This is a genomic window from Paraflavitalea devenefica (assembly GCF_011759375.1).
GTDB lineage: Bacteria > Bacteroidota > Bacteroidia > Chitinophagales > Chitinophagaceae > Paraflavitalea > Paraflavitalea devenefica.
The window spans coordinates 295656-318593 of record NZ_JAARML010000003.1 but is presented as its reverse complement, the minus strand read 5'-3'; the positions used below and the strand labels follow the sequence as shown (position 1 = coordinate 318593).

The window sequence follows — 22938 nt, the reverse complement described above, 5'->3', positions numbered from 1 at the left end:
GAAACACGATTCATATATGAAAAGAATTTTGCTGGTATTGGTACTGGCTGCTCCCCTGCACGTTTTTACACAAATCCTTCCTGCCGGTACTTCCCTGGAAGAAGCCAGGCAAACCGCTGCTTCCTATAATAAGATGATTGCCCTGCTGGTAGAATCAGCGACCTGTGCTGACTGTAATATGGCTGCGGAAAAAGCATTGGAGGCTCCTGCATTACAACAATACCTGGCGGACAGTTTTGTGGTATTACGCATCGGCGTGGACCATGCAGACCGCGATGAAGTGAAAAGATCGTATAATTACCAGGAAGGTAATATTGTATTGTTCCTGGATGAACAGGGTACGCTGATACACCGTATGAGCAGGAGCACTACCCGCTACCAGGATTATATAGCAGAAGGAAAAACGGCGCTCCTGAAAAAGCCGGAAGGGGAAAAGATGCGGGCGCTGGAAAAAACCGGCCTCGAAGGCAAGTTGAGCAATGATGAGTTGTATGCACTGATCAGCGCCCGAAGAGCATTAAGGATGCCTACTGATAGGTTACTGGCATTGTATGTATCCAGGTTGTCAAAGGATTCTTTGCGATCTGCTACTGTATTGCAAGGGATAGCCCGCGCCTGCCCTATATTGGGATCCGGCGCCGACAAAGCCCTGCGCCATAACCAGGAGCTTTTCACAGCCGCGTGGTATGCCTTGCCCCTGTCCGAAAGACAGGAGATCAACCGGCAGGTCATTGCCAAGACCCTCACGCTGGCCGTCGGCCAGCGGAATGATCAACTTGCCGAACAGGTAGCTGATTTTTCCAAAGCCATTCACGACGACCGCGAAGCCGGTGAACAGGCCTATACTTACAACAGGATGGAATATTACCGCCGCACGGCTAATACAAAAAAGTTCGTGGTGCTTGCCGCTACTTACTATGATCAATATTACATGACACGTAATCCGTCGGAAGTAAAAGAAAAGGATTCACTGAAACGACTCGCCCTCTTAAAGACGATACCGGGCGACACCATTAAGACCGGTCAGCGTTTTACTGTCCGGAAAACAGTCAGCGTAAGCGGGGAAGCACAGGAGATCTGCAATGTCCTGACCAATGGCGTCCGGACTGTATATGAGATGACGAATGATACCCGCTACCTGCGCAAAGCCCTTGACTGGGTCGCACATGCCAATAGCTTTTTCGATAATCCTGACACAATGGATCTTTGGGCCAGGTTATTGTACAAAGTGGAAGGTAATACCACCAGGGCCATCGAACTGGAAGAAAAAGCCATTGCCCTCCGGGAAGAACGGGGACTGGATGCCCGTAAATACCAGGAAACCCTGAAGAAGCTGAAAGCCGGAAAGCTATAAAAATATATTTACAACTCCTGCCATCCTCCTGACATAGGGCTGTCACTACCCGGTATTTCCTTTGTAGTATTAAAACAACAAACTATGTCACCTATTCAAACACTACTGAAGGAAATGAACCAGGAAGCCGAAACCACCCGTAAGATGCTGGCGCGCGTGCCGGATGACCGGTATGACTGGCAGCCCCATGAGAAAAGCATGAGCATCCGCCGGCTGGCCACCCATATTGCGGAGTTGCCCTCCTGGGTAAGCATGACGCTGACCACCAGTGAACTGGATTTTGCCCAAAACCCTTATTCAGTACCCGCTATTAATAATACAAAGGACCTGCTGACCTATTTTGAACAAAGCCTGGCAGATGGCCGTAGCCACCTGGAAAAGGCCACTGAAGAAGACCTGGAAGCTGACTGGACTTTACGTAACGGCAACCAGGTCTATAGCGTGAACAGTAAAGCGGAAGTGATCCGTATGTCGTATTGCCAGATCGTTCATCACCGGGCCCAACTGGGTGTCTACCTGCGTCTGCTGAATGTGCCTATCCCCGGAAGCTATGGCCCCAGTGCCGATGAGATGGACTTTTAATCAGGGGGGATAACTTATACTGACGGAAAGTAATGCCATGATACTTATTGTGTGGGTTCAATACAAACAGTTTATTGTATTGAACCCACACATTTTTTATTTAAGTAATGGTATATAGTTGTATGTTATTGCCGGGATATGTCTATATTACATATATAATAAAAATGTGTAAGGGAATCTTTATGGTGAGCAAACTATAAAGTCTTTTTTTACGTTTCTACCCTTATCAGCATCTTTAACCCTCGATTATGAAAAACCATTTACTCAGTGTACCATTACTGTTTATTCTCTCTTTTGCGTTTCAGCCTTTTGCATCGGCCAATGAATTGTACCCGGTATCATTGACACAACGGGTAGACCATTCCACCCTTATTGCTGAAGGGAAAGTGATAGCACAAACCAGTTTTGCTGAGCCGGGCACCGGCAATATTTATACATCCAACCGGGTGGTTGTATACCGCACATTCAAAGGAACTCTTGTGGGTGAGGAAATAGAGATCATTACACACGGCGGCCGGTTGGGTTACCGGATGGATGTCTATTCTTCTTACCTCAGTCTGTCTACAGGACAGGCAGGTATATTTTTCTGTATGCCCTCCACAATAAAGAATAGTACCAGCCGTGGTACCTCTTATATGGTATACAGCAGCATGCAGGGATTTATCGCTTATGATACCCGGCAACAAAGAGCCGCCGATCCTTTTACCCGGTATACTACCATTGATGATGCGGCAGCGGCTATCAAACAATTAACGAAAACAGAAACAAGGGTGCGGGAGAGCGCCGAACTTTTTAACCATAAAGAAACTACGTTACTCGGTACGTTGGTCACCCCTACCATCACTGGTTTCTCTCCTGCTTCTATACCAGCCGGCACAGATGCCATATTGACGATCACCGGTACCGGGTTTGGCGCCACCCAGGGAACGGGTGTTGTAGAATTCCGCAATGGTAATAATGGCGGCGCTTCCTGGGTACAGCCATTGGCAACCGATTATGTATCGTGGACCGATACGGAGATCCAGGTAATGGTTCCCTCTGTTAGTACCACGGGTACGCCTGCCGGATCGGGACAGATCCGTGTTACCAACAGCGATCCCGCCATGGATACCAGCGCCGGCACACTGATCATCCCTTATGCTTATAGCAATATTTCCTATAACAGCGCCTCCCGCATTCCAACTCACGCTAATGAAAATTCATTGGGGGGATATACTTTCCAGATGGAAACAGGCTTTGCCGGCACCGGCGCCAATGCAGCTTTTGTACGCGCCATGAATACCTGGACCTGTAATACAGGGATGAACTGGCGCGTGGGCGCCACTACCGCTACCAATGCAGCAGCCGGCGACGGGATCAATATTGTGAGGTTTGATATAGGCAGTGAACTCGGGGCTGGCATATTGGGCGTATGTGTTTCAAGGTATACTGGTTGCGCAGAGGATATCTGGTGGGTCTCAGAAATAGACGTCACTTTTGATGGCGCCAGACCCTGGGAATTCGGGCCTGGCCTGCCGATTGCTTCAGCCGTTGATTTTGAATCCGTGGCCTTACATGAACTGGGCCACGGCCAGCAACTGACCCATATTATCAGCTCCGGCGCTGTTATGCACTATGCCATAAGTGCGGGACAGGTATCCCGTACACTGGGCGCAGGCGATATTACCGGCGGCAACGATGTAACGGCCCGTGGGTTTGTAGCCAATGGCTGTGTATCACCAATGACACCCGGCGAAGTTTATACTCTGGCCGGCACAGCAGGCGGAACGCAGGTTTGTATCAGCGGTACAGTATCCGCTTTGGGAACCGGCTATTCTGATGCCTCGTGTAATGATATCGCCTATATATTACCAACCGGTGTGTCGCCTGTTTCGGGAACCATTAATGTATGTGCCAAATATGAATCGGGAGTACCCACTATCAATAGCCAGCCCTATTGTGAACGCCACTATGATATAGAGCCTGCCACCAATGCCGCTACGGCCACCGCCACGATTACCCTGTATTATACACAGGCGGAATTTGATGCGTATAATGCAGCCAATGGCGTGTACCCCGACCTGCCAACAGGCTCCGGCGATGCAGCCGGCATTGCCAACCTGCGTATTACCCAATTCCATGGCACCAGCGGCACCGGTATACCCGGTTCTTATTCCGGTTCCGCCGAGTATATTAATCCTGCAGATGGTTCTATTATATGGAACTCCGGTGGTAACCGGTGGGAGATCAGTTTTGCCGTAACCGGATTCAGCGGCTTCTTTGTACATACCGGTTCTTTTGCCCTCCCCTTACGGTTGTTGCAATTCAGCGGCACCCAATCGGGCAAAGGCAACCTGTTGCAATGGACAACGGCTGCCGAAGAAGGCACTGCTTTCTTCGATATACAACGCAGTGCAGATGGCATTAACTTCACTACGGTGGGTCAGGTAGCCGCCTCCGGCACTACCACCGGCAATAAAAATTACCGGTATACAGACAATGTGGGCAATACAGGTCAGACGGTATTTTATTACCGGTTGAAGATGATTGATCATAATGGCCGGTATACTTATAGCACGATCGTGAAGCTGGAACATGTTTACCCTGAATTACTGGTGAAAGTATTGCAGAACCCTTTCCGCCGTCAATTACAGGCAGACATCACTTCCCCGCAGGTACAGGAAGGTGTGATCACTTTAACTGATATGAATGGCAGGCTGGTGATGCAGCAAAAGGTAGTACTGCCCAAAGGCAATACCATTATTGACATACCGGGCGTTCAAAGACCGGGCGCAGGTACTTATGTGCTGACCCTGGTAACGACTACTGAAAAACGCATGATCAAGGTGATCAAAGAGCAATAATGCATCCATCAATAAAAAGAGTGGGCCGCTTCACATGAAGGCGGCCCACTCTTTTTTTATATAGCTAAAATAGCTTCAGTCCAAAATAACCAATAGTAGTGAATAGTGCGCAGCGGGTAAGTACGCCCAAGCAACACCAGGTAAGTAACCTGTTCAGCGGTACTTTAAACCCAACTCCTACCGCTATGCTCACCGGAGCGCCTACGGTCATGGTGCCGAGAAAGCCCAGGCCGATGACACCATATTTATCCCATATCCGGTAGATGATGCCGGTTTTAGGCTTTTCTTCCTTTACCGGCTTATTCCGGGAAAAGAAAGCGCGGATCTTATCACCCAAAAAAGCGGCCACATATACCCCTGTCAAACCACCGATCAAGCTGGCAAAAAATATTACCCAGGGAGACAGGTTGAAGGCAAAACCGGCTGGTATGGCCGCATAGATCTCGAAGGTAGCAAGGCCAGCAACAGTAAGTATTTTATACAGCATGGTGGTATAAGGGGTTTGAAACCTGCGAAAATAAGCCAATTTTCTGCTGTTAACCACCGGTTAACAAGCTTTGGGATTTTATTGGCTTTTGGACCGGCCTGTCAGGCGCCCGTTTCACCCATACATTTACCCCCAATACCGGTACACTGATTTATCCGTATTTTTAAAATCGTTTATTTGCCTATGTATCGTGTTAAAACCCCGGCCATTGTGACCCATATTACCGGCTGGCTTATTTTCCTGAGCCTGCCTGTGCTCTTTATAGCCGGACAGTCGGGCAGGAACAGTGCCTTGGATACGATCAGCTCTCCCTGGTACTGGCTGCTGTTTGGAAGTTATATTGCTATTTTTTACCTGCATACCTATATCCTGTTTCCCCGGCTTTACCTGAAGAAAAAGCTGGTGCTGTATATCAGCATCATGCTGCTGCTGCTGGCAGGTATTTATATACTGCGCCCTTTTGACCGCCTGTTTACCGAATTTTCCCCACCCGCTATGGACCGGATGATGGAAGAACATCGTCCTCCTCCGGAGGAGGACTTCCCTCCGCCCCAAGGTGATTTTGGGCCGGGGGAGCCAGGGCCAGGCCCCGGGCGGCAGCCACGCGGCGAGCATTTTGATATTGTGAGCATTTTCCTGTTCTTTCTTACGATGTCGTTGAGCATTGCCCTGCAAACCACCTGGCGATGGCGTATGACAGAAAAGCGCGCCCTGCAGGCCGAAGCGGAGAAGGCACAGGCAGAACTGGCTTTCCTGAAGGCCCAGATCAACCCGCATTTCCTGTTTAATACCCTGAATAATATTTATTCACTGGCCATTACCCGCAGTGAACATACCGCTGTGAGCATTATGAAGCTGTCCAATATATTACGGTATGTAACGGATGAGGTGAAACAAGATTCGGTACCCCTGCAACAGGAGATTGACTGTATACAGGATTATATTGATCTGCAACAGTTGAGGCTGGGTAAGAAAACAACGGTATCCTTCCACCTCACCGGCGACCCGGCCCCACTGTCAATAGCCCCCCTGATCCTGATGACGTTTGTAGAGAATGCCTTTAAGTATGGGGTCAGCAATCACCAGTCTTCTTCCATCCTTATTGACCTGCAGGCTACCAGTAACCAGCTGGTATTCAGTTGCAGCAATGCTTTGTTTCCCCGCAAACAAACGGAACGAACAGGCGTTGGCATTGCCAATACCCGCCAGCGCCTGGAACATTTGTATCCGCATAAACATGACTTAAACATTTCTACCGATAATAATCTTTACACCGTAACATTGACATTGAACGTGTAAACCGCCAAAAACTGTACTGTATGCCACTAAGATGTATTGCGATAGACGATGAACCGCCGGCCCTGGCAGTGATCCGGGAATATGTATCAAAGTTCCCTGCTCTTCAACTGGTACACACGTTTGATGATGCGATCAGTGGCGCCGAATATTTACGGCAGCACGCCGTTGACCTGCTGTTTATAGATATCAATATGCCGGATATTACGGGGCTGGACCTGGTACGCTCCCTGCCCGAAAAACCAATGATCATTTTCACCACTGCGTATAAAAAGTTTGCCCATGAAGGCTTTGAGCTGAATGCCATCGATTACCTGCTGAAGCCCATTAGCCTGGAGCGTTTTTCCCGGGCTGCGCACAAGGCGATTGAATATTATGATTATAAAAACAAACCGCGGTATGAGACAGAGGAAAGCCTGTTTATCTACTCGGAATACCGCATGATGAAGATCGGCCTGCAGGATATTGAATATATTGAAAGCCTGGAAGATTATATCAAGATACACCGCATTAATGACAAGCCGGTACTTACCCTGATGACCCTGAAAGGCGTACTGGAAAAATTACCTACGGCACGGTTCAGGCGTATTCACCGCAGTTATATTGTAGCCGTGGATAAAGTGAAGTCCATTCTGAACCGCAAGGTGACGCTGGTTTCCTCCACAGAACTTCCCATCAGTGACAGTTATACTTCTTTTATTGCTGAGTGGAAAAAGCCTTAACCCATTAGGGTGAACCGGCCTCAAAATCCGCTTTTCGGACCAATAGGTTAGCAGCCTGTGCTTTATGTTATTTTGCTTAACCATTACTTCATTTTCAAAGGCAGGATTGACCTGTTAAAACTACCACAATGTGGTATTGCTGCCTCCTTCTTTAACAAGTATCTTTATACGAAGCAACCTTTAAAACAACCAACTTGTATGTGTACTGATATTCCTGACCGAACGTGATCCTTTTTTTATTGCTCTCCTGCCGCTGTTCTGCCACAGACTGGTTTTCACCCTTTCCCTGCCTCAGGGTTTATTAACCATTCCATCCCTGGCAAAGTATTTACCTGATCTTTTTTCCTGCCGCCGTTTACCTGAAAAGCAGATCCGTTATTTACCTCTACCTGATGTTATGTTTTTAACGACGCATCAACGGCATCGTCATGGGAAATCTATCGGCTTGTGTAATACATACCGCTTCACGGGATCACGTGGAAGCAGACAGCATCCTGTTTGCCCTGCAGGAAAAAGGTATTGACTGCTGCCGGCAGCCCGGCTCCGACTGCAAAGTGATGATCATTTGCTGGGGCAATAAAACTGCTTTTGAAACAGTAACCACCCAATTGCAACAGTTGTGCTCAACTGACTGCAAGGTGATTGTTGTTGCTGTGCATCATACGGCATCTGATATACAAAAATGGCAACTGATGCAGGCGGGAGCCAGCGATGTACTTACCTGGAAGGAGGATGAAACGGTGACCGGCCTGCTGCTGTCGCGCATTAAAAGATGGAAGCTGATCGGCGACCTGATCCAATCGGAGGTAGTGCAACGTACGATGATCGGGGAAAGCAGTACCTGGAAGAAGTTCCTAAGCAAGGTGATTGAAGCAGCCTGGTTTACAAACCACCATATCCTGCTGATGGGCGCATCGGGGACCGGTAAGGAGATGACTGCCGGCCTGATACATGCCCTGGACCAGCGCAAAGAGAAAGGAGAGCTGGTGTTGCTGGACTGTACAACGATTGTACCGGAATTATCGGGCAGTGAGTTTTATGGACATGAGAAAGGCGCTTTCACGAATGCGATCTACTCCCGGGATGGGGCCTTCGCGCTTGCCGATAAAGGTTCCCTGTTCCTCGATGAACTGGGCGAACTGCCGTTAACGCTGCAGGCAGGCTTATTAAGGGTGATACAGGAAGGAACTTATAAGCGGGTGGGCAGCAATAGCTGGAATAAAACGAATTTCCGGCTGGTATGTGCTACCAACAGGAACCTGAAGGAGGAGATTGCCAAAGGTAATTTCCGGGAGGACCTTTATTTCAGGATCGCATCGGCCGTATTGACGTTGCCCTCCCTGCAGGAACGGCGGGAAGATATTCCCGAACTGGCGCGGCATTTCCTGCGGCAGGAACTGAAGCTGGTTGCAGCGCCTGAAATAGATAACACGGTGATGAATTACCTGGTGAGCCGCGACTACCCGGGCAATGTACGGGAACTGAAACAACTGATGGCCAGGATTGCCATGCGCTATACGGGAGAAGGTTTTATCAGCATGGGCGATATACCGGAAGATGAACTGCCGGAGATCCATCAACTGAAGCAGGCGTGGAACCAGCAAAGTCAATCCCTGCAACAATCTATCCGGCTGGCTATTGCAAGTGGTAAAGACCTGCTGAAGATCAAGAATGATATTGCCCTGCTGGCCATGGAAATTGCCCTGGAAGACAGTGGCGGTAACCTGAAGCTGGCAGCACGGAAGCTGAATGTGGAAGTACGAACATTACAGTACATAAGAAAGAGAAATGAAGTTAATTAGGGTTATTTGATCAGCCACGGATCGCGGTATTCGTAAGTAAGGGGTTCTGTTGTTTTGGAGAAGGAGGGTTTGGGGCGGCCGGCTGTTTTGTATTCGCCATTGCGCACTTTCTCCGTAAGCCGCAGAAAATTGCCGGCCAGCATGCGTTGCAGATCGGTTTTATTGCGGGTAAGCACCAAGACTTTTTTTAGTTCCACCGCAGGATGCAGCCAGGGGCCATCAGAGCCAAAGATGATCTTCCCTGCCCCTGCCCGTTTGAAGGCCATTTCCAACAGGTCGAAACGGCGGATACCGGAGGTATCGGTATAGATGTTGGGATGCCTTTCCAACATAGGGATGAGCGCGATCTGCGCCCGCCAGTCGTCGGAAAAGCTGGACAGGTGTGGAATGATGAAGTTCACATCCGGGTATTCCGTAGCCAGCAGCTCGATCATAGATACTTCACCTACTACATCATAAAGGACCGGCAGGGAAAAGTACCTGGCCGCTTCAACTATTTCCCGGGAGATGCGGGCATCATGCCGGTGCACTTTGATACCACAAAAGCCATATTGTGTTACCGCCTTATTCACCAGGTCAAAGACACGGCCCTGGTCGTTCACCGCATGCACAAAAGCAAATCCATAAAACCTGTCGGGCTGTTTATTCACAATAGCCGACACTGCCGCATTGGCCTTTGCATAGTCTGAATGAAAGGCGGCAAAGAGGTTGGTCCTTTGTATACCTGCTTCCTGCGACCAGCGCAAAAAGTTGTTGAGCGGTGCGCTGGTATCCCAGGGCCCGGTGAGTCCGTCTCCTTTTCCGGCGTGGCAGTGTGCGTCTATGATGAGCATGATTATATTATGATCTCCCAGGTAACCACTTGTACATTCTCCGGAGCAAGGCCGGTACCCGAAGCCACGCGCTGCGCCAGTTGTTTGAGCTGATCGAAGGTGGCTTGCTGACCACGCATGTCAAGAATGACTTTCTGATCAAGCGGATTATTGGCAGCATCCCGCGGCCCCTGTTGCATACGGCGGCCGATCTGTTGCTGCAGGTTACGGATGAGCTTATCCTGGTTTTGGATGTTGTAATTCTTTACTTCGATCATCGCATCTGCAGGATTGATGTCGGGAATTACGCTGCCACGTGGTGGTACCGGTCTTCCATCGGCCCGTCTGGTCCATTGGGCCGGTTGATTACCGAGGAAGGTTCTTTGCCCCGGCATGCCCAGCTTCCGGAAGAAGAGCTGCAGGTCTTTTTCCGATTGATGCCAGGAAGGACGTTGCCTTTTGTTAATGGTGTTTATGTATTGCTGATACCTTGCTTTTACGGCATCACTTTTCGCTCTTTTCAGTTTCTCGCCCCAATAACGTAAGAGGTCGGCGCGCTGCCGGTTACCGATACTGATGATGGGTGACTTCGGTATCTTACCGGCTACTGATGACAGTTTGGCCACAGCTCCCGGGACCTTACTGGTGGCATTGGCAATACCTGAACCTATTTTCACCGCAGTACCCAGTACAGAACCAAGGAACTGTTCTTCCATTTCCTGCTGCTCAGCCACTTTGCAGTCATCTACCGGTTTATAGTACCGGGCATTTCTGCGCTGCCGCCAGTTCTTGTGCGAAGGGCCGGCTACGCCATGGGTACATTGCAGGCAGGAGCATTTCCCCTTATGTACTTTTGTTATATCACCCGGCGGCATTTTCAGCACTTCCTGCTCGGTGAGTATTTCCTGTAAAATCGTGGACATAATGATGTTGTTTTAGTAATGAATACTGTTTCCTGATACCATCGGCCAGCCTACGGATATCGCCGGTGGTATGATCGCTGCGGAGTATGAGCGAAAGGGCCGGCTGTTGTTCTCCATGTGGTGTGACCAAAACCGTTCTGATATGTTCCTTTTTTAATCCCTCAAAGAGGCGGATGATTTGCTGACGGGTGCGGCAACGAATGGTTTGCACCGGAAAGATGCCACCTTGCGGAAAGATGCCGGCTTCCTGCAACAAAGCCTTTAATAAGCCAATGTTGCGGTAAAGGACTGCCCGCCGTTGATCGCCTTCCGAACGGTTGATGCGGAAAGCGTTGAGCGCCGCCTGCAGGTGTGCCTGGCTTACCGGACTTGAGTTGACCCTCGTTTGACTATGCGCAGCAAAGGCATTGATGAATGCCTTTGTACCACTTATGACGGACATGGGTACACCCAATCCTTTGGCCAGCGATACGATGGTGATGATGGATGGTGACTGCAGGGATAACCATGGCAGCAGTCCGCCACCACCTTTGCCATACGGCTGCCGGGTTTGTTTTGCAGCCCCCAGTATCCCGAATGCCTGCGTATCATCTACGATGACCAGGCCGTTGAACGGTTTTACAATAGCTGCATATTGCTGCAGCGGGGCAGCACGGCCACAGGCGGGGCACCAGCCATCACTGACCACTACCGGTATGGCTGATCCGGTCACCTCTTTTTTTACGAGCCTTGCCACCTGGGCGGCATCAAAATGCCTGAATGTGTGTACGGACCTATTATGGAGCAACAGCTTTTCTATGCCATACCTCGAAACAGGATAGATCTTCTGATCTATGAAGAGGATCACCGGCTGCCTGACCAGGAACCCAAAGAGATCCCAATAGAGGTGCAGGGTGGAAGGCGCTGTTAGTCCTTTTTCCAATCCCTGCATACCTGCCACGCGATCACCCACCTGTGTAGGGAGGGTTGCTTCCCAAAGCGCGGCAGGTACGCCGGTCGTCAATCGTTGCCAACCATTGAGTTCACTACTGCTATGTTTCATTCCGAGATACAGCGACGATGTAAAATCGGTCATAGCTTCATCTTACTGTTTTGTTCTTTTAGCCTGCGTAATAAATGAGTAGAAGGTTGCTGAGCATCTATCATCGCGCCGTCTTCACGGGTAAGGTCAACCCCGGTAACAGCACGGTAAGCATGCATGTAGTTCTGGATCTGCGGCCGCCAGAAGATGGCCCAGTTGGCTGCCTGGTCGCGATTGAATACGGTACTCCACGCACCAAAGCGGATTGATAACAAGATCTGCTCTCCAAACACACCCAGGTCGCGGAAATGCAGTACACTGGTCTTTGTCCAGTTGTGTAACTGGTTCAATACAGCGGCCCTGTCCATCCAGGCTTCGGGATAGGGCACCATCTGGCGGGTAGGCAAGAACTCCCTGAACTCGGGGCGCGCCAGCAGGTATTGCTGCATGAGCATTTCAATGCGGGCAGTGGAAGGCAGGTCGCCATACTGGTTATGTGCCCCCTCACTCAGGATCATGTGCACTTCCTTCAGGGCATTCATGATGGGGAATCCATCGGCCACCACGGTGGTATCATCATACTGGCGATAGAATTTCATGCAAAGGTTCATGAGCATGTGAAATGCTTCAATGAATTTGCTGCGGCTATCGGCCGTACGCATGTTGGTAACAGCTTTTCCCTGAAGGGTAATGCCATAATGGTGATCATATTCATAGGCCCGGCGACGCACAGTGAGACGGTGTTGTTCGTCCTGGATGTATCCCCACATGAGGTTGCTTAACGGGCGCAGCGGACCTACTTCGAGGTTGGCCAGCGGATCTACTGCTCCTTCGCCTTTGATATTCTGGAAGCGGCGGGCAATGGTATTAACGCCCTGTACCATCATGCTTTCTTCATGCCAATAACTCCAGATGAGCTCCAGGTAGATGGGTTGCTGAATGCGTTCGGAAATGATACCATAGCAGGTATCGGCAACAGCATCATTGCCATCGTCAATGAAGTTATTGAGCGCATCTTCAAAGCTGGTAGACTTAAAGTCGATATCACTGAGCTTGTTGCGAATGATAGCGAGGTAAGGAATGATCTGCAATACTTCCCCGGTTGAGTCAGAAACAGTACGAAGATAGCCTGACAGATCACCGGTACTATTGGCCAGGTTCACCATTACAAATGCTTCTGTGGCTATTTTAATGGAGCGATAGGCATCGGTGTCATTGAAAGGCAGTTTCCTGCGTTTCTTCAGGCGTTTCAGCTCTTTCTGGAATATGCTTTCATGATCCAGCGGTATATCTTCGCCACAGAAAATAACATTCATGAAATCGAGGTAGTTCCTGAAGGAAAGGGCCTCTGTGGCATCCCTGATGGCTTCCCATAGTTTTACATCCTTTGTGTATAAAGGATTTACGGGTTGCAATCCTACCGGGAAGTAAGCCGGATTGTTGATGCGGTCGCGGGAGAGGTTGGCCTCATCATTGGCAATCCCCTGGTTGGCGATGTTGGGTTGCATCAGGTCGGCGAGTGATTGCTGCACATAAAAAGGATCTGATTCTGCCAGCAATACTTCTCTCAGCTTACCGGGCTCTTTATCATAGCCCATGAGCTGAATTATTTTTTCACCCGAAGCGAGATCGGCCAGATCCAGCAGGCATTCCAATTGAATATCCTCTCCACTGCCTGCAGGAATAAGGATGGGATTGGCTGCATCGAATATGTATTTTACTTTCAGTTCCTTGTCATCAGCAGGAGAATAAAAAACAAAGAAGGAAGAAAAGTGCTGTCCGTTGGTTGACTTGCTGACGTTATCGGCCCTGAAGCGAACGGTAAGGTAAATGACATCTCCCACCTTGATGAGGTTATCTTTGGGGCTGGTAAGGACTTTACCTACATCAACAACCGGCCCTTTCCTGGAGAAATCAAAGGAGTGATTACCCGACTTGTTAAAGATCGGATTCACAAAGTTTACAGTAGCCATGTTTAATAATTTTTATTGTCTAAATAATTTTTTCCATCAGATGTTCACCAATGCCCAATGACGGAGCATGCTGGTGAGTATCCGGTTTTCGGCAAACGGTGTGATGACGTTATCGGCCCTGGCCTGCCCTATTACTGCGAATACGAGTGAGGGGCGTTGCTTTTTCATGACTTCCTGGTCATTTTTCCATTGCCGGTAGTAAGCCCTTAGCTGGTGCGGTTGCCGTTGGTGATACGGAAATATTTGATTAAGCTGTTTACCTTTCAGCTTTAAGGGCTTGTGCTCAATAACCAGTTTTGCAAAAGATGGCAGGGTGGCTTCGAGGTTATTGATCAACTCCAGGGCAGTTGGCTTTAATCCTGTTTTTGGATACATGGATTCCCAGAGCTGTTCGAGTCGATGCCACTGATCTTCCGGATAGATGAGCTTGCCAAAAGCCAGGCTGATCTTTACCCGTATCCATGGAAATGGATGTGGATCATTGTCAACCGCTCTGAACACAAAGTATTTGGGCAGGCTTACCACACTCATTAAGCCGGTGGTGGCGCTGATACCGAGGAAGGAGACGGCCCAGAAGTCGGACAGGATCTCTGAGATCCACCGGTTCAGCAGTCGCCATGATTCCCCGCGTGCGGTATCGCGGCGCGACAGGTCTTCGAGTACTGGTTTGAGTGAAGGGATGAGATCGAGCAAGGCCGAGCCCTGGTGACCTACTTCATGAACCAGTGAAGAGCCGATGCCGCTGGCCACCATTCTTTCGCGGGGTATCTTGATAACGGCCACCGGATTTTCATCACCGCCCGGCAATCGTGTACGCGCCCTGCGGATGGCGGCGCCATGGCCCCTGTCGAGATAGCAGATGAGTGGTGGTGCATCCAGGAGAAAACGCTCCATTTTAAGCACATCTTTTGCGAAGACATCCAGACCGGCCACCCATACACCGGTTTCATTTTCGCCACGCTGGCTGACCACATCGGCAAAGATGTCGAACTGGTCGAGCAGTGCATTGAACTGCAACTTAAGTACAGCGTAGGCGGCCTGGCATTTCTCCGTATGCATCTGATGCGGCTGTTCCATCCGGTCAATAAAGCGCCGTACTTTGGTAGCGAGCAACTCTTTACCTGCACGCATAAGTTCAAAGATATTCTTCTGCGCGCGATAGGGTATGGCTGCTGCGATGACCATCGGCATGGATGTTTCAAAAGCCTGCATCTGTGACAGGCGCGTCAATAATCCCTGGGCCTCATTGATGAGGAAACGCCGGTATTTCAGATCGCGCCCTGCAGTATTAACTGGTTGCCTTGTCTGAACCATTTTCCCTGTTTTTTGGATGAGGGGCCAGCGTAACCGATAGAAGATTGCGCACGGCGTTTGGCCAATACGGGCCGGGCAGCCTGGTTGATAGCCTGTGTAACCATTGCTCTGGGCGCACCTGTAGCACCTTCACTAAGCGCTTTATTGAGGTATTTGGCAGCTTTGCGCACTACCCGCAGGTAATCCACCGCTTCTGTTTCACCTACTTCATTAAAGAGCCAGTTACTGGCTGCATTGGCCAGGCTTCCCCCGATGTTGGCCCCGGTGCTTCCACCGACATAGGAACCGATGTTGCGACCTATGCTGGGCAGCATTTTCTTTCCGAAGCTTTTAGCGCCGGTCACGAAGTCTTTTTTAATGGCCTGTCCCTGCGGCGAGTTGTACAACCGTTTGGCAGCATTCCATACATTGCCGAGGAAGTTTTCCAATTCATATTCATTGGTAACCGATAATAGTTCATGGACGAGTTCACCTTCCCCTTCACCTTCAAATTCGGTATTGAACTCATATTCATATAAGCTACTCATGTAAGTAAGATTTTAAGGTATTGTAATTTGGTTAGTGCCTTTGATCAGGCGCCATAAACGATGATGTTGTTGCCATCTTTTACCCAGGTGCCGGATGTGCCTCCTTCGGTACCGCTATCATAACCCGCGCCACCATTGTAAGCAGTTGCGCTGCCGCCCATACCTGGCCTGCCACCTCTTCCGGGCCTGCCACCGCGACGTTTGCGGAGTAAACCGGGCGCATGGTTATAAGCAGCCTGTTTGAGGGCATTGCCTACGGCAGCTTTGGGTGACGCACCGGCAGCAGCAGCGGAAGATGCACGACGGGTAGCATCGGAAGCAAAGCGTACAAAACGACGGGCTACTTCAAATTCGCGGTCTTCATTGCTAAGGCCTTCGAGCTCCAGTTCAAACATGTTGGAAGCAAAACCACCGAGTTTACTGCCAATCATACCGCCAATGCCTGGCGCCACAAGGTTACCCAATGCTCCACCAGCGATGGGCAATGCTTTTTTGGCGATGGATTTTAAGCCACCCAGCAGTCCCTTGCCCACAGATGATTTGGCAAAGTTGGAAACGCCCCGGCCTATTTTTTTGAATACGTTACCGAGGAATTGTTCCAGTTCATATTCATTGGTTACTTCCAGCAACTGGGTAGCCAGTTCCAGCTCCAGCGCTTCCCCTTCCAGTTCGCCTTCAAATTCAAATTCGCCTTCGCCCTCTCCTTCAAATTCAAACTCAAATTCACCTTCGCCTTCAAATTCGAATTCGTTACTGAATTCATACTCATTGGTAGTTCGATCAATGTTGTGCATAATAAAATGTTTTAGGATGAAGAAAATGATTGTTACAGGTTGTCATACCTGGTTACGGCGAAGTATAGTTCAAAGGCAGTGCCAACCGGGAAAAGGATTGTACTTCAAGCAGTTGAAGGAATGCGCCCGATGAAAAAAATTTCGCAGGGACAGCATGCGAACGGGGCGCCCGAAAAAAAATTCGTAGTTTCACAGGACAACCAATCCATTCACTCTTATAAGCCATATGATGTATCCAACTAAGCTAACAGGTGTTCTTTCCTTGTTTTTGTTCCTGTCTTTTACTGCACCAGCTCAGAAGAATAAGATACTGGTATTTTGTAAAACGGCCGGTTATCACCATCAATCCATTGCTGAAGGCAAGCTGGCGATTATTAAGCTGGGTGCCGGGAATAAGTTTGGGGTAGACACCAGTTCCGATGCCACTGTATTCACGAAGGACAACCTGAAAAAGTATAAAGCTGTTGTATTCCTGAATACTACTGGTAATGTACTGGATGATGCCCAGCAGGCTGCTTTTGAACAGTATATCCGCTCCGGTGGCGGATTTGTAGGTGTACATGCCGCTACCGATACAGAGTATGACTGGCCCTGGTATGGCCGGCTGGTAGGCGCTTATTTTAAAAGTCACCCGGCCACGCAGGAAGCGACACTGGATGTGATTGATGATAAACATACCTCTACGAAACATTTACCGAAGCGGTGGACGCGGAAAGACGAGTGGTATAATTATAAATGGATGTCGGACAGTGTGCATGTAACGATGACGATTGATGAAAGCACGTACACCGGCAACCGCATGGGTACCACCCACCCCATGAGCTGGTACCATGCATTTGAAGGAGGCCGCGCTTTTTATACCGAACTGGGACATACGAATGAATCTTTTACTACAGATACCCTGTACCTCCAACATTTGCTGGGCGGGATACAGTATGCGATGAAGAAGTAAGATAGTTTAAGGTTTATAGCCGACCTTTGCGGTCTAAAATGCAAAGGTTATGTCGTGGATTATTTTAATTATTGCCGGATTGTTTGAAGTGGGTTTCACCACCTGTTTAAAGCTATCGAATAATTTTACGAACTGGAAATGGTCAGTTGCTTTTGGTGTGTGTATTACATTGAGCTTCCTGCTGCTGAATAAAGCCATCCAGCATATACCCATTGGTACGGCTTATGCAGTATGGACTGGCATAGGCGCTGTAGGCACTGTGATTATGGGTATCACGTTGTATAAAGAGCCGGCTGATTTCTGGCGTATGTTCTTTATTTTCCTGCTGATCGGTTCGATCGTGGGGTTGAAAGTTGTTTCCAAACAGGCATAAAGGGAAAACACGAGTTATAAAAAAGGTGGGCCGCCTATGGAAGACGGCCCACCTTTTTATTTGAATATGTTTGTGCTTACAGGTCGGTAATGGGTTTGTATTTAGGAACGAGTGATTTCATGATGGTCCATGCCAGCAGGTAAGCTACGGCACAGATGGCAAACATGATGGTGTAAGCCGTGGTCATTTCTGCCTGCACCAGTGGCTTTTGGAGAGCCAGCAGTTTTTCAAATAAAGCGGGGTCTATCGCTTTCACCTGTTCCGTCACTTCTTTGGGCAGGTTGCTGAGCTCTGTGGTATTGAGGTTGATGACGCTGCCGTGTTTGTTAACCAGCTTCATGTTCATGAGTTGGCTGGCAAAGTCGCCCAGGCCGGCAGCTTTGGCCTCTACCCATGACTTAGCGATGCCCGTAAATTTATACGCATCAAATATCCAGCCACCCAGTTTGGTAACGAGTACCCCTCCGATACCACCAGCCATACCACCAATGCCTACCACGGAGCCTATTGCTTTTTTGGGGAACATGTCGGATACGGTGGTAAAGATGTTGGCGCTCCATGCCTGGTGCGCTGCTGTTCCAATACCTATGAAGAATACCGGTACCCAAAAGCTAATATAACCTAATGGCTGTGCCGCCAATACGACCAATGGGAACACAGCAATGAGCAGCATCGCACGCATACGGCCATCATAAGCCTGGTATCCCTTCCTGATGAAGTACATCGGGAACCAGCCACCGGTAATGCTACCGATCATGGCAAAGGTGTAACAAACTGCCAGGGGCAACTGAATGGCTTCTCCTACCATACCGTATTGCGCTTTGAGGTAAGCAGGGAGCCAGAACAGGAAAAACCACCAGATGCCATCGGTACAAAATTTACCAACAGCAAAGGCCCAGGTCTGCTTATAGCTCAATACTTTGATCCAGGATACTTTCTCATTTTGCTCACTTAACGGTAGTGTGGAAGGCGCTTCGCCTTCACCGCTGTTGATGTAAGCAAGTTCAGTAGCAGATAGTCTTTTTTGCTTTTCCGGTTTATCATATAACACCAACCAGAAGAAGAGCCATAGAAAACCAATGGCGCCGATGATGATGAAGGCAGCTTCCCATCCCCAGTGTGTATTGATCCAGGGTACCGTAAGCGGCGCCAGGATGGCGCCTACATTGGCGCCGGAATTAAAGATACCGGTAGCCAGTGAACGTTCTTTCTTGGGAAAGTATTCGGCCGTGGCTTTGATGGCAGCAGGGAAGTTGCCGGCCTCACCCAGGGCCAGGATGGCGCGGGAAAACATGAAACCGACTACCGAAACAGAAAGCGCCGTTACGCCCACCAGTCCCAGTATGCCGGCTATAGACTTACCTATGGCATCAGCTTCTGCATGGATAATAGCGCCTAATGACCAGATAACGATGGCCCAGGCATATCCTTTTTTAGTACCCAGCTTGTCAATGATGCGCCCGGCAAATAACATGAAGATGGCATAGGTAAACTGGAACATGGCTGTAATGTTGGCATAATCACTGCTTGTCCAGTTGTATATTTTCTCCAGGTGTGGTTGTAAGAGACTTAATACCTGTCTGTCGAGGTAGTTGACAGTTGTTGCAAAGAATAAGAGTGCACAAATGGTCCACCTGTATTTGCCTATGGCTTGCTGCATGATCGTTTGGGTTTTGTTTAATCCCGGGCCTGAAGAGCCGGGAATGGGATGGTTTAATTGTTAACGTTCCTTACTTCATTTACCAATGCTATTGCCTCCTTTGTTTTATTGATCAGTTGTTCGTAATCTTTCTTTTCCAGTATTTCTTTGGTGATGAGCTTGCTGCCCATACCTACTGCCGCCACGCCTGCTTTGAACCAGCCTGTGAGGTTCTCTTTGTTTACTTCCACCCCACCGGTAGGCATGAAGAGCAGATCGGGAAAGAGTTCTTTGATGGCGCTTACAAAGGCAGGCCCCAGTAAATTACCGGGGAATAGTTTTATGAGTTTAGCACCGGCATCTTCTGCCCGGATGATCTCGGTAGTGGTCATGCAACCCGGGATCCATACCATTTCTTCTTTGTGCACGGTTTCGGCCACTTCTTCTATGATACCAGGAGCAATGATGAAATCAGCCCCTGCTTTTATGAAGGCTTTGGCTTCTTTCTTTCTTTTAATGGTACCGATGCCTAATAAGAGCTCAGGCAGTTCTTTATCACGGGTTTCCTTGAGCAGTTTGAAGTTGTCCAGGGCAGCTTCGCCGCGATTGGTATATTCCACCGCCCTGATACCAGCCGCATATAATGCTTTGAGCACTTCTACACTTACTGTGGCGTCGGGATGAAAGTATAAGGGCAATACCCCCTGTTCAGCAATCCTTTTAATAATTCCTTCCATATCAGCTTTGCTTGCTTAATTGTGCAATAATGGTTTCCATGTCCTGGCTGGTAGCATCTCCCTTTTCCATGAGCTTACCGAATGCCGCCCGGGCCGCCACATCAATGACCTGCTGTGCAGGATGCTGATGATAGAGGCCATAGATAAGACCAGCCATGAAACAATCGCCGCTGCCTACTTTATCAATGATCTTATTGGCAATAAGCTCGGCTGTGTTGTATAATTTTCCGCCAGTGAATAAAGCAGCATAGTATAAGATACCGCCATCACCATGATCAAAACGGAAGGTATTGGCTACTACTTTACATTTCGGGTATTGTTGTTGTATGGCTTCTGACGTTTTTTGGGCATGTTGCAGGAAATCTTCTTTCCTGCCATTGATGTGTATGTTGGGATCTACAGGGATACCCAGCAGGTTGCCCGCCGCCCAGATGTTGCCCATGATGACATCACAATATTGCGCCAGCTCGGGCATGACCTGTACCGGTTGTTTGCCGTACTGCCATAGCTTGGCGCGGTAGTTAAGGTCAACCGAAACAGTGATGCCTTTGGCGGCGGCGGCGGCAGCGCCTTCTTTACAGACAGCTACCACATTTTCATTGAGTGCCGGACTGATGGCACTAAAGTGGAACCAGGCAGCATCTTTCAGTATGGCATCCCAGTCTATCATACCGGGCCGCAGTTCAGCAAAGGAGGAGTGCGCCCGGTCGTAAATAACGCCGGCATTTTTCATATCGGCTCCCTGCGGCAGGTAGTATACACCTACGCGGCTACCGGAGAAATGAATGGCGGAAGTATCTATTTTTTTAGTCTGTATTTCTTCGCAGATCTCTTTTGACAAGTAGTTATCAGGCAATGCTGTACTGTATTTGGCAGGCAGCCCCCAGCGCGCCAGTGCAGTGGCCACGTTGAGTTCAGCGCCCCCTACGTATACCGGCATGGAATTGCTTTGTATCCATGCCCTGTTGAGCACGGGGGACATGCGCAGTAAGAGTTCACCAAAACAAAATACGGTTCCTTTCATGTTTGTACTACTATTATTAACCGTAGGAAGCCAGAGGCTTCCAAATAGCCTCACTCGCCGGAGGCGAGCGAGTGTTTCAATTATCTGATATCAGCGATGGCTACGGCATCCATATCGGTGAAGGTATAGTTTTCACCGGCCATTCCCCAAATGAAGGAATAGTTGGAAGTGCCGCAACCGGAATGTATGGACCAGGGCGGAGACACAATAGCTTCATGATTGGCCACGAGCAGGTGCCTTGTTTCCGTTGGCTCACCCATAAAATGAAATACCCTGTGTTGCTCCGGTACATCAAAGTAAAAGTAAGCTTCCATACGGCGGGTATGCGTGTGGGGCGGCATGGTATTCCATACACTGCCACTGCTTAACACCGTAAGCCCCATTACCAGTTGGCAACTCTGAATGCCATCTGCATGGATGTATTTATAGATGGTGCGGCGGTTGGCTGTAGTTTGATCGCCCAGTTCCACCGGTGACGCTTCTTCTTTGGTCAGCTTCCTGGTAGGGTATGCATGATGCGCCGGTGAGGATAATAAGAAGAATACCGCCGGTGCATTTTTGTCATCACTGATAAAAGATACTTTTTTAACGCCTTTACCCAGGTAGAGGCAGTCGAGTTTGTCAAGGCTATGTTTTACGCCATCAGCTTCTACCCTTCCATTGCCACCCACATTGATGATACCCAGCTCACGGCGTTCCAGAAAATAATCTGCACGCAGTTCTGTATGATTGGGTAATTCTACTGCTTTACTGAAAGGTTTCACCCCGCCAATGATCACACGGTCATAATGCGAATAGACCAATTGAACGTTATCGTCCTGCATGAGCACCGGAATGTGAAAGTTTTCCCGCAGCTCTTGGGTGTTCATGCGGCTTGTTTCTTTCGGACTATTCTGAAAACGTATCTCCATGTTTGTTTCGAGTTTCGTGTTTCTTGTTTCGGGTTCCTTTGACGCAAGCACCCTTCGACAGGCTCAGGGTGACAAGGCTTACCGTCCCATCCAGCCGCCGTCGACGGTGAGGATGGTGCCATTGACATAGCTGGCTGCATCAGACGCAAGGAATACGGCAGCGCCTTTGAAATCTTCCGGATCGCCCCAGCGTGCTGCCGGTATACGATCGAGGATGGATTTGCTGCGCACCGGATCATTGCGCAGGGCTTCTGTATTGTCAGTAGCAATGTAACCAGGCGCTATACCATTGACGTTAACTCCTTTAGCGCCCCATTCATTGGCCAATGCTTTGATCAGGCTGCCCAATGCGCCTTTACTGGACGCATAGGAGGGCACGTTGATGCCTCCCTGAAAAGTGAGCAGGGAACAGGTGAAGATGATCTTGCCGCTGCCACGCTCTACCATGTCCTTTCCAAATTCCCGGGCCAGTATGAAAGGCGCATCAAGATTGATGGACATTACTTTGTCCCAGTATTCATCCGGATGTTCAGCAGCCGGCTTACGCATGATGGTGCCGGCATTGTTGACCAGTATGTCTATGACAGGATTTTCTGCTTTTGCTTTTTCTACGAAGGCATATAAGCTGGCACGGTCGGAAAGATCGGCCTGGTAGGCTTTGAACTTCCTGCCGAGGGCAGTTACTTTGTTTTCGATGTCACTGCCGCTTAGCTCCAGTGAGCCGGATACGCCAATGATATCAGCACCTGCTTCTGCCAGGCCAAGTGCCATGCCTTTTCCAATGCCTTTGTTACAGCCGGTTACGAGGGCTGTTTTTCCCTTGAGGTTAAAGAAGTCCAGTATAGCCATGAT

General features: G+C 49.3%; 21 protein-coding genes. 8 read left to right on the top strand and 13 right to left on the bottom strand.

Features of this window, described 5'->3' with window-relative positions; genetic code table 11:
• The first annotated feature begins 16 nt into the window (after positions 1-16).
• The 3 genes from HB364_RS19695 to HB364_RS19685 all read left to right on the top strand — a co-directional run bounded on the left by HB364_RS19695 (position 17) and on the right by HB364_RS19685 (position 4779).
• Positions 17-1354, top strand: coding sequence for a thioredoxin domain-containing protein (locus tag HB364_RS19695; protein ID WP_167290038.1), 1338 nt, complete (start codon positions 17-19; stop codon positions 1352-1354).
• Between the two features lie 84 nt (positions 1355-1438).
• A complete protein-coding gene (locus HB364_RS19690) occupies positions 1439-1936 on the top strand; it encodes a DinB family protein (RefSeq protein ID WP_167290036.1) in 498 nt (165 codons plus the stop codon).
• A gap of 248 nt (positions 1937-2184) precedes the next feature.
• Positions 2185-4779 (top strand): T9SS type A sorting domain-containing protein, encoded by a 2595-nt coding sequence (locus HB364_RS19685; protein WP_167290034.1) that lies wholly within the window; start codon positions 2185-2187, stop codon positions 4777-4779.
• Between the two features lie 64 nt (positions 4780-4843).
• Here the strand turns inward: HB364_RS19685 and HB364_RS19680 are convergent, their stop codons facing one another.
• Entirely contained in the window at positions 4844-5266 is a 423-nt protein-coding gene (locus tag HB364_RS19680) for a small multi-drug export protein (protein ID WP_167290032.1), read from the bottom strand.
• Positions 5267-5449: 183 nt separating this feature from the next.
• Here HB364_RS19680 and HB364_RS19675 point away from each other — a divergent pair, with 183 nt between their 5' ends.
• The 3 genes from HB364_RS19675 to HB364_RS19665 all read left to right on the top strand — a co-directional run bounded on the left by HB364_RS19675 (position 5450) and on the right by HB364_RS19665 (position 9086).
• On the top strand, positions 5450-6565 hold the full coding sequence (locus HB364_RS19675; protein ID WP_167290031.1) for a sensor histidine kinase: 1116 nt from the start codon (positions 5450-5452) through the stop codon (positions 6563-6565).
• Positions 6566-6585: 20 nt separating this feature from the next.
• Complete coding sequence (locus tag HB364_RS19670) at positions 6586-7284, top strand: LytR/AlgR family response regulator transcription factor (RefSeq protein WP_167290029.1); 699 nt, start codon at positions 6586-6588, stop codon at positions 7282-7284.
• Positions 7285-7712: 428 nt separating this feature from the next.
• Positions 7713-9086, top strand: a complete 1374-nt coding sequence (locus tag HB364_RS19665) for a sigma-54-dependent transcriptional regulator (RefSeq protein WP_167290453.1) — start codon at positions 7713-7715, stop codon at positions 9084-9086.
• Positions 9087-9088: 2 nt separating this feature from the next.
• On the opposite strand, the gene HB364_RS19660 is transcribed toward HB364_RS19665, so the two are convergent.
• From HB364_RS19660 to HB364_RS19630, 7 genes are read right to left on the bottom strand one after another with little or no spacing between them, the layout of a single operon-like run.
• Positions 9089-9919, bottom strand: a complete 831-nt coding sequence (locus HB364_RS19660; RefSeq protein ID WP_167290028.1) for an amidohydrolase family protein — start codon at positions 9917-9919, stop codon at positions 9089-9091.
• 2 nt (positions 9920-9921) lie between these two features.
• Positions 9922-10821: a hypothetical protein gene (locus HB364_RS19655; RefSeq protein ID WP_167290026.1), complete on the bottom strand. Its 900-nt coding sequence runs from the start codon at positions 10819-10821 to the stop codon at positions 9922-9924.
• Positions 10760-11896, bottom strand: coding sequence for an aminotransferase class I/II-fold pyridoxal phosphate-dependent enzyme (locus HB364_RS19650; RefSeq protein ID WP_167290024.1), 1137 nt, complete (start codon positions 11894-11896; stop codon positions 10760-10762). The genes HB364_RS19655 and HB364_RS19650 overlap by 62 nt, the downstream gene beginning before the upstream one ends.
• A complete protein-coding gene (locus HB364_RS19645; protein ID WP_167290022.1) occupies positions 11893-13815 on the bottom strand; it encodes a hypothetical protein in 1923 nt (640 codons plus the stop codon). Before HB364_RS19645 ends, HB364_RS19650 begins: the two co-directional genes overlap by 4 nt.
• Before the next feature lie 36 nt (positions 13816-13851).
• Complete coding sequence (locus tag HB364_RS19640) at positions 13852-15129, bottom strand: hypothetical protein (RefSeq protein ID WP_167290021.1); 1278 nt, start codon at positions 15127-15129, stop codon at positions 13852-13854.
• The gene (locus HB364_RS19635; protein ID WP_167290020.1) at positions 15084-15656 is read right to left on the bottom strand and encodes a hypothetical protein; all 573 of its coding nucleotides are present in this window, start codon (positions 15654-15656) and stop codon (positions 15084-15086) included. Before HB364_RS19635 ends, HB364_RS19640 begins: the two co-directional genes overlap by 46 nt.
• 44 nt (positions 15657-15700) lie before the next feature.
• On the bottom strand, positions 15701-16450 hold the full coding sequence (locus HB364_RS19630) for a hypothetical protein (protein ID WP_167290018.1): 750 nt from the start codon (positions 16448-16450) through the stop codon (positions 15701-15703).
• A gap of 226 nt (positions 16451-16676) precedes the next feature.
• Between HB364_RS19630 and HB364_RS19625 the strand changes: the two genes are divergently transcribed.
• On the top strand, positions 16677-17402 hold the full coding sequence (locus HB364_RS19625) for a ThuA domain-containing protein (protein WP_167290017.1): 726 nt from the start codon (positions 16677-16679) through the stop codon (positions 17400-17402).
• 49 nt (positions 17403-17451) lie between these two features.
• Positions 17452-17775 carry a DMT family transporter gene (locus tag HB364_RS19620; protein WP_167290015.1) on the top strand — a complete coding sequence of 108 codons (324 nt, stop codon included), beginning with the start codon at positions 17452-17454 and terminating at the stop codon, positions 17773-17775.
• 76 nt (positions 17776-17851) lie between these two features.
• On the opposite strand, the gene HB364_RS19615 is transcribed toward HB364_RS19620, so the two are convergent.
• The 5 genes from HB364_RS19615 to HB364_RS19595 form a co-directional block, all read right to left on the bottom strand.
• Positions 17852-19435, bottom strand: coding sequence for an MFS transporter (locus tag HB364_RS19615; RefSeq protein WP_167290014.1), 1584 nt, complete (start codon positions 19433-19435; stop codon positions 17852-17854).
• 53 nt (positions 19436-19488) lie between these two features.
• Positions 19489-20151, bottom strand: a complete 663-nt coding sequence (locus HB364_RS19610) for a beta/alpha barrel domain-containing protein (protein ID WP_167290012.1) — start codon at positions 20149-20151, stop codon at positions 19489-19491.
• A 1-nt stretch (position 20152) separates the two neighbouring features.
• Entirely contained in the window at positions 20153-21175 is a 1023-nt protein-coding gene (locus HB364_RS19605) for a sugar kinase (RefSeq protein WP_167290010.1), read from the bottom strand.
• An 80-nt stretch (positions 21176-21255) separates the two neighbouring features.
• Complete coding sequence (gene kduI / locus HB364_RS19600) at positions 21256-22086, bottom strand: 5-dehydro-4-deoxy-D-glucuronate isomerase (protein ID WP_167290009.1); 831 nt, start codon at positions 22084-22086, stop codon at positions 21256-21258.
• A 78-nt stretch (positions 22087-22164) separates the two neighbouring features.
• A complete protein-coding gene (locus HB364_RS19595; protein ID WP_317170719.1) occupies positions 22165-22929 on the bottom strand; it encodes an SDR family oxidoreductase in 765 nt (254 codons plus the stop codon).
• Positions 22930-22938: the final 9 nt, after the last annotated feature.

Bases quoted from the DNA above. Each gene is read 5' to 3' on its own strand.
- HB364_RS19685 (WP_167290034.1), top strand. From the start codon at position 2,185: ATGAAAAACCATTTACTCAGTGTACCATTACTGTTTATTCTCTCTTTT.
- kduI (WP_167290009.1), bottom strand. From the start codon at position 22,086: ATGGAGATACGTTTTCAGAATAGTCCGAAAGAAACAAGCCGCATGAAC.
- HB364_RS19665 (WP_167290453.1), top strand. From the start codon at position 7,713: ATGGGAAATCTATCGGCTTGTGTAATACATACCGCTTCACGGGATCAC.
- HB364_RS19650 (WP_167290024.1), bottom strand. From the start codon at position 11,896: ATGACCGATTTTACATCGTCGCTGTATCTCGGAATGAAACATAGCAGT.
- HB364_RS19630 (WP_167290018.1), bottom strand. From the start codon at position 16,450: ATGCACAACATTGATCGAACTACCAATGAGTATGAATTCAGTAACGAA.
- HB364_RS19610 (WP_167290012.1), bottom strand. From the start codon at position 20,151: ATGGAAGGAATTATTAAAAGGATTGCTGAACAGGGGGTATTGCCCTTA.
- HB364_RS19675 (WP_167290031.1), top strand. From the start codon at position 5,450: ATGTATCGTGTTAAAACCCCGGCCATTGTGACCCATATTACCGGCTGG.
- HB364_RS19615 (WP_167290014.1), bottom strand. From the start codon at position 19,435: ATGCAGCAAGCCATAGGCAAATACAGGTGGACCATTTGTGCACTCTTA.
- HB364_RS19660 (WP_167290028.1), bottom strand. From the start codon at position 9,919: ATGCTCATCATAGACGCACACTGCCACGCCGGAAAAGGAGACGGACTC.
- HB364_RS19635 (WP_167290020.1), bottom strand. From the start codon at position 15,656: ATGAGTAGCTTATATGAATATGAGTTCAATACCGAATTTGAAGGTGAA.
- HB364_RS19640 (WP_167290021.1), bottom strand. From the start codon at position 15,129: ATGGTTCAGACAAGGCAACCAGTTAATACTGCAGGGCGCGATCTGAAA.
- HB364_RS19655 (WP_167290026.1), bottom strand. From the start codon at position 10,821: ATGTCCACGATTTTACAGGAAATACTCACCGAGCAGGAAGTGCTGAAA.
- HB364_RS19670 (WP_167290029.1), top strand. From the start codon at position 6,586: ATGCCACTAAGATGTATTGCGATAGACGATGAACCGCCGGCCCTGGCA.
- HB364_RS19625 (WP_167290017.1), top strand. From the start codon at position 16,677: ATGATGTATCCAACTAAGCTAACAGGTGTTCTTTCCTTGTTTTTGTTC.
- HB364_RS19605 (WP_167290010.1), bottom strand. From the start codon at position 21,175: ATGAAAGGAACCGTATTTTGTTTTGGTGAACTCTTACTGCGCATGTCC.
- HB364_RS19645 (WP_167290022.1), bottom strand. From the start codon at position 13,815: ATGGCTACTGTAAACTTTGTGAATCCGATCTTTAACAAGTCGGGTAAT.
- HB364_RS19680 (WP_167290032.1), bottom strand. From the start codon at position 5,266: ATGCTGTATAAAATACTTACTGTTGCTGGCCTTGCTACCTTCGAGATC.
- HB364_RS19690 (WP_167290036.1), top strand. From the start codon at position 1,439: ATGTCACCTATTCAAACACTACTGAAGGAAATGAACCAGGAAGCCGAA.
- HB364_RS19695 (WP_167290038.1), top strand. From the start codon at position 17: ATGAAAAGAATTTTGCTGGTATTGGTACTGGCTGCTCCCCTGCACGTT.
- HB364_RS19620 (WP_167290015.1), top strand. From the start codon at position 17,452: ATGTCGTGGATTATTTTAATTATTGCCGGATTGTTTGAAGTGGGTTTC.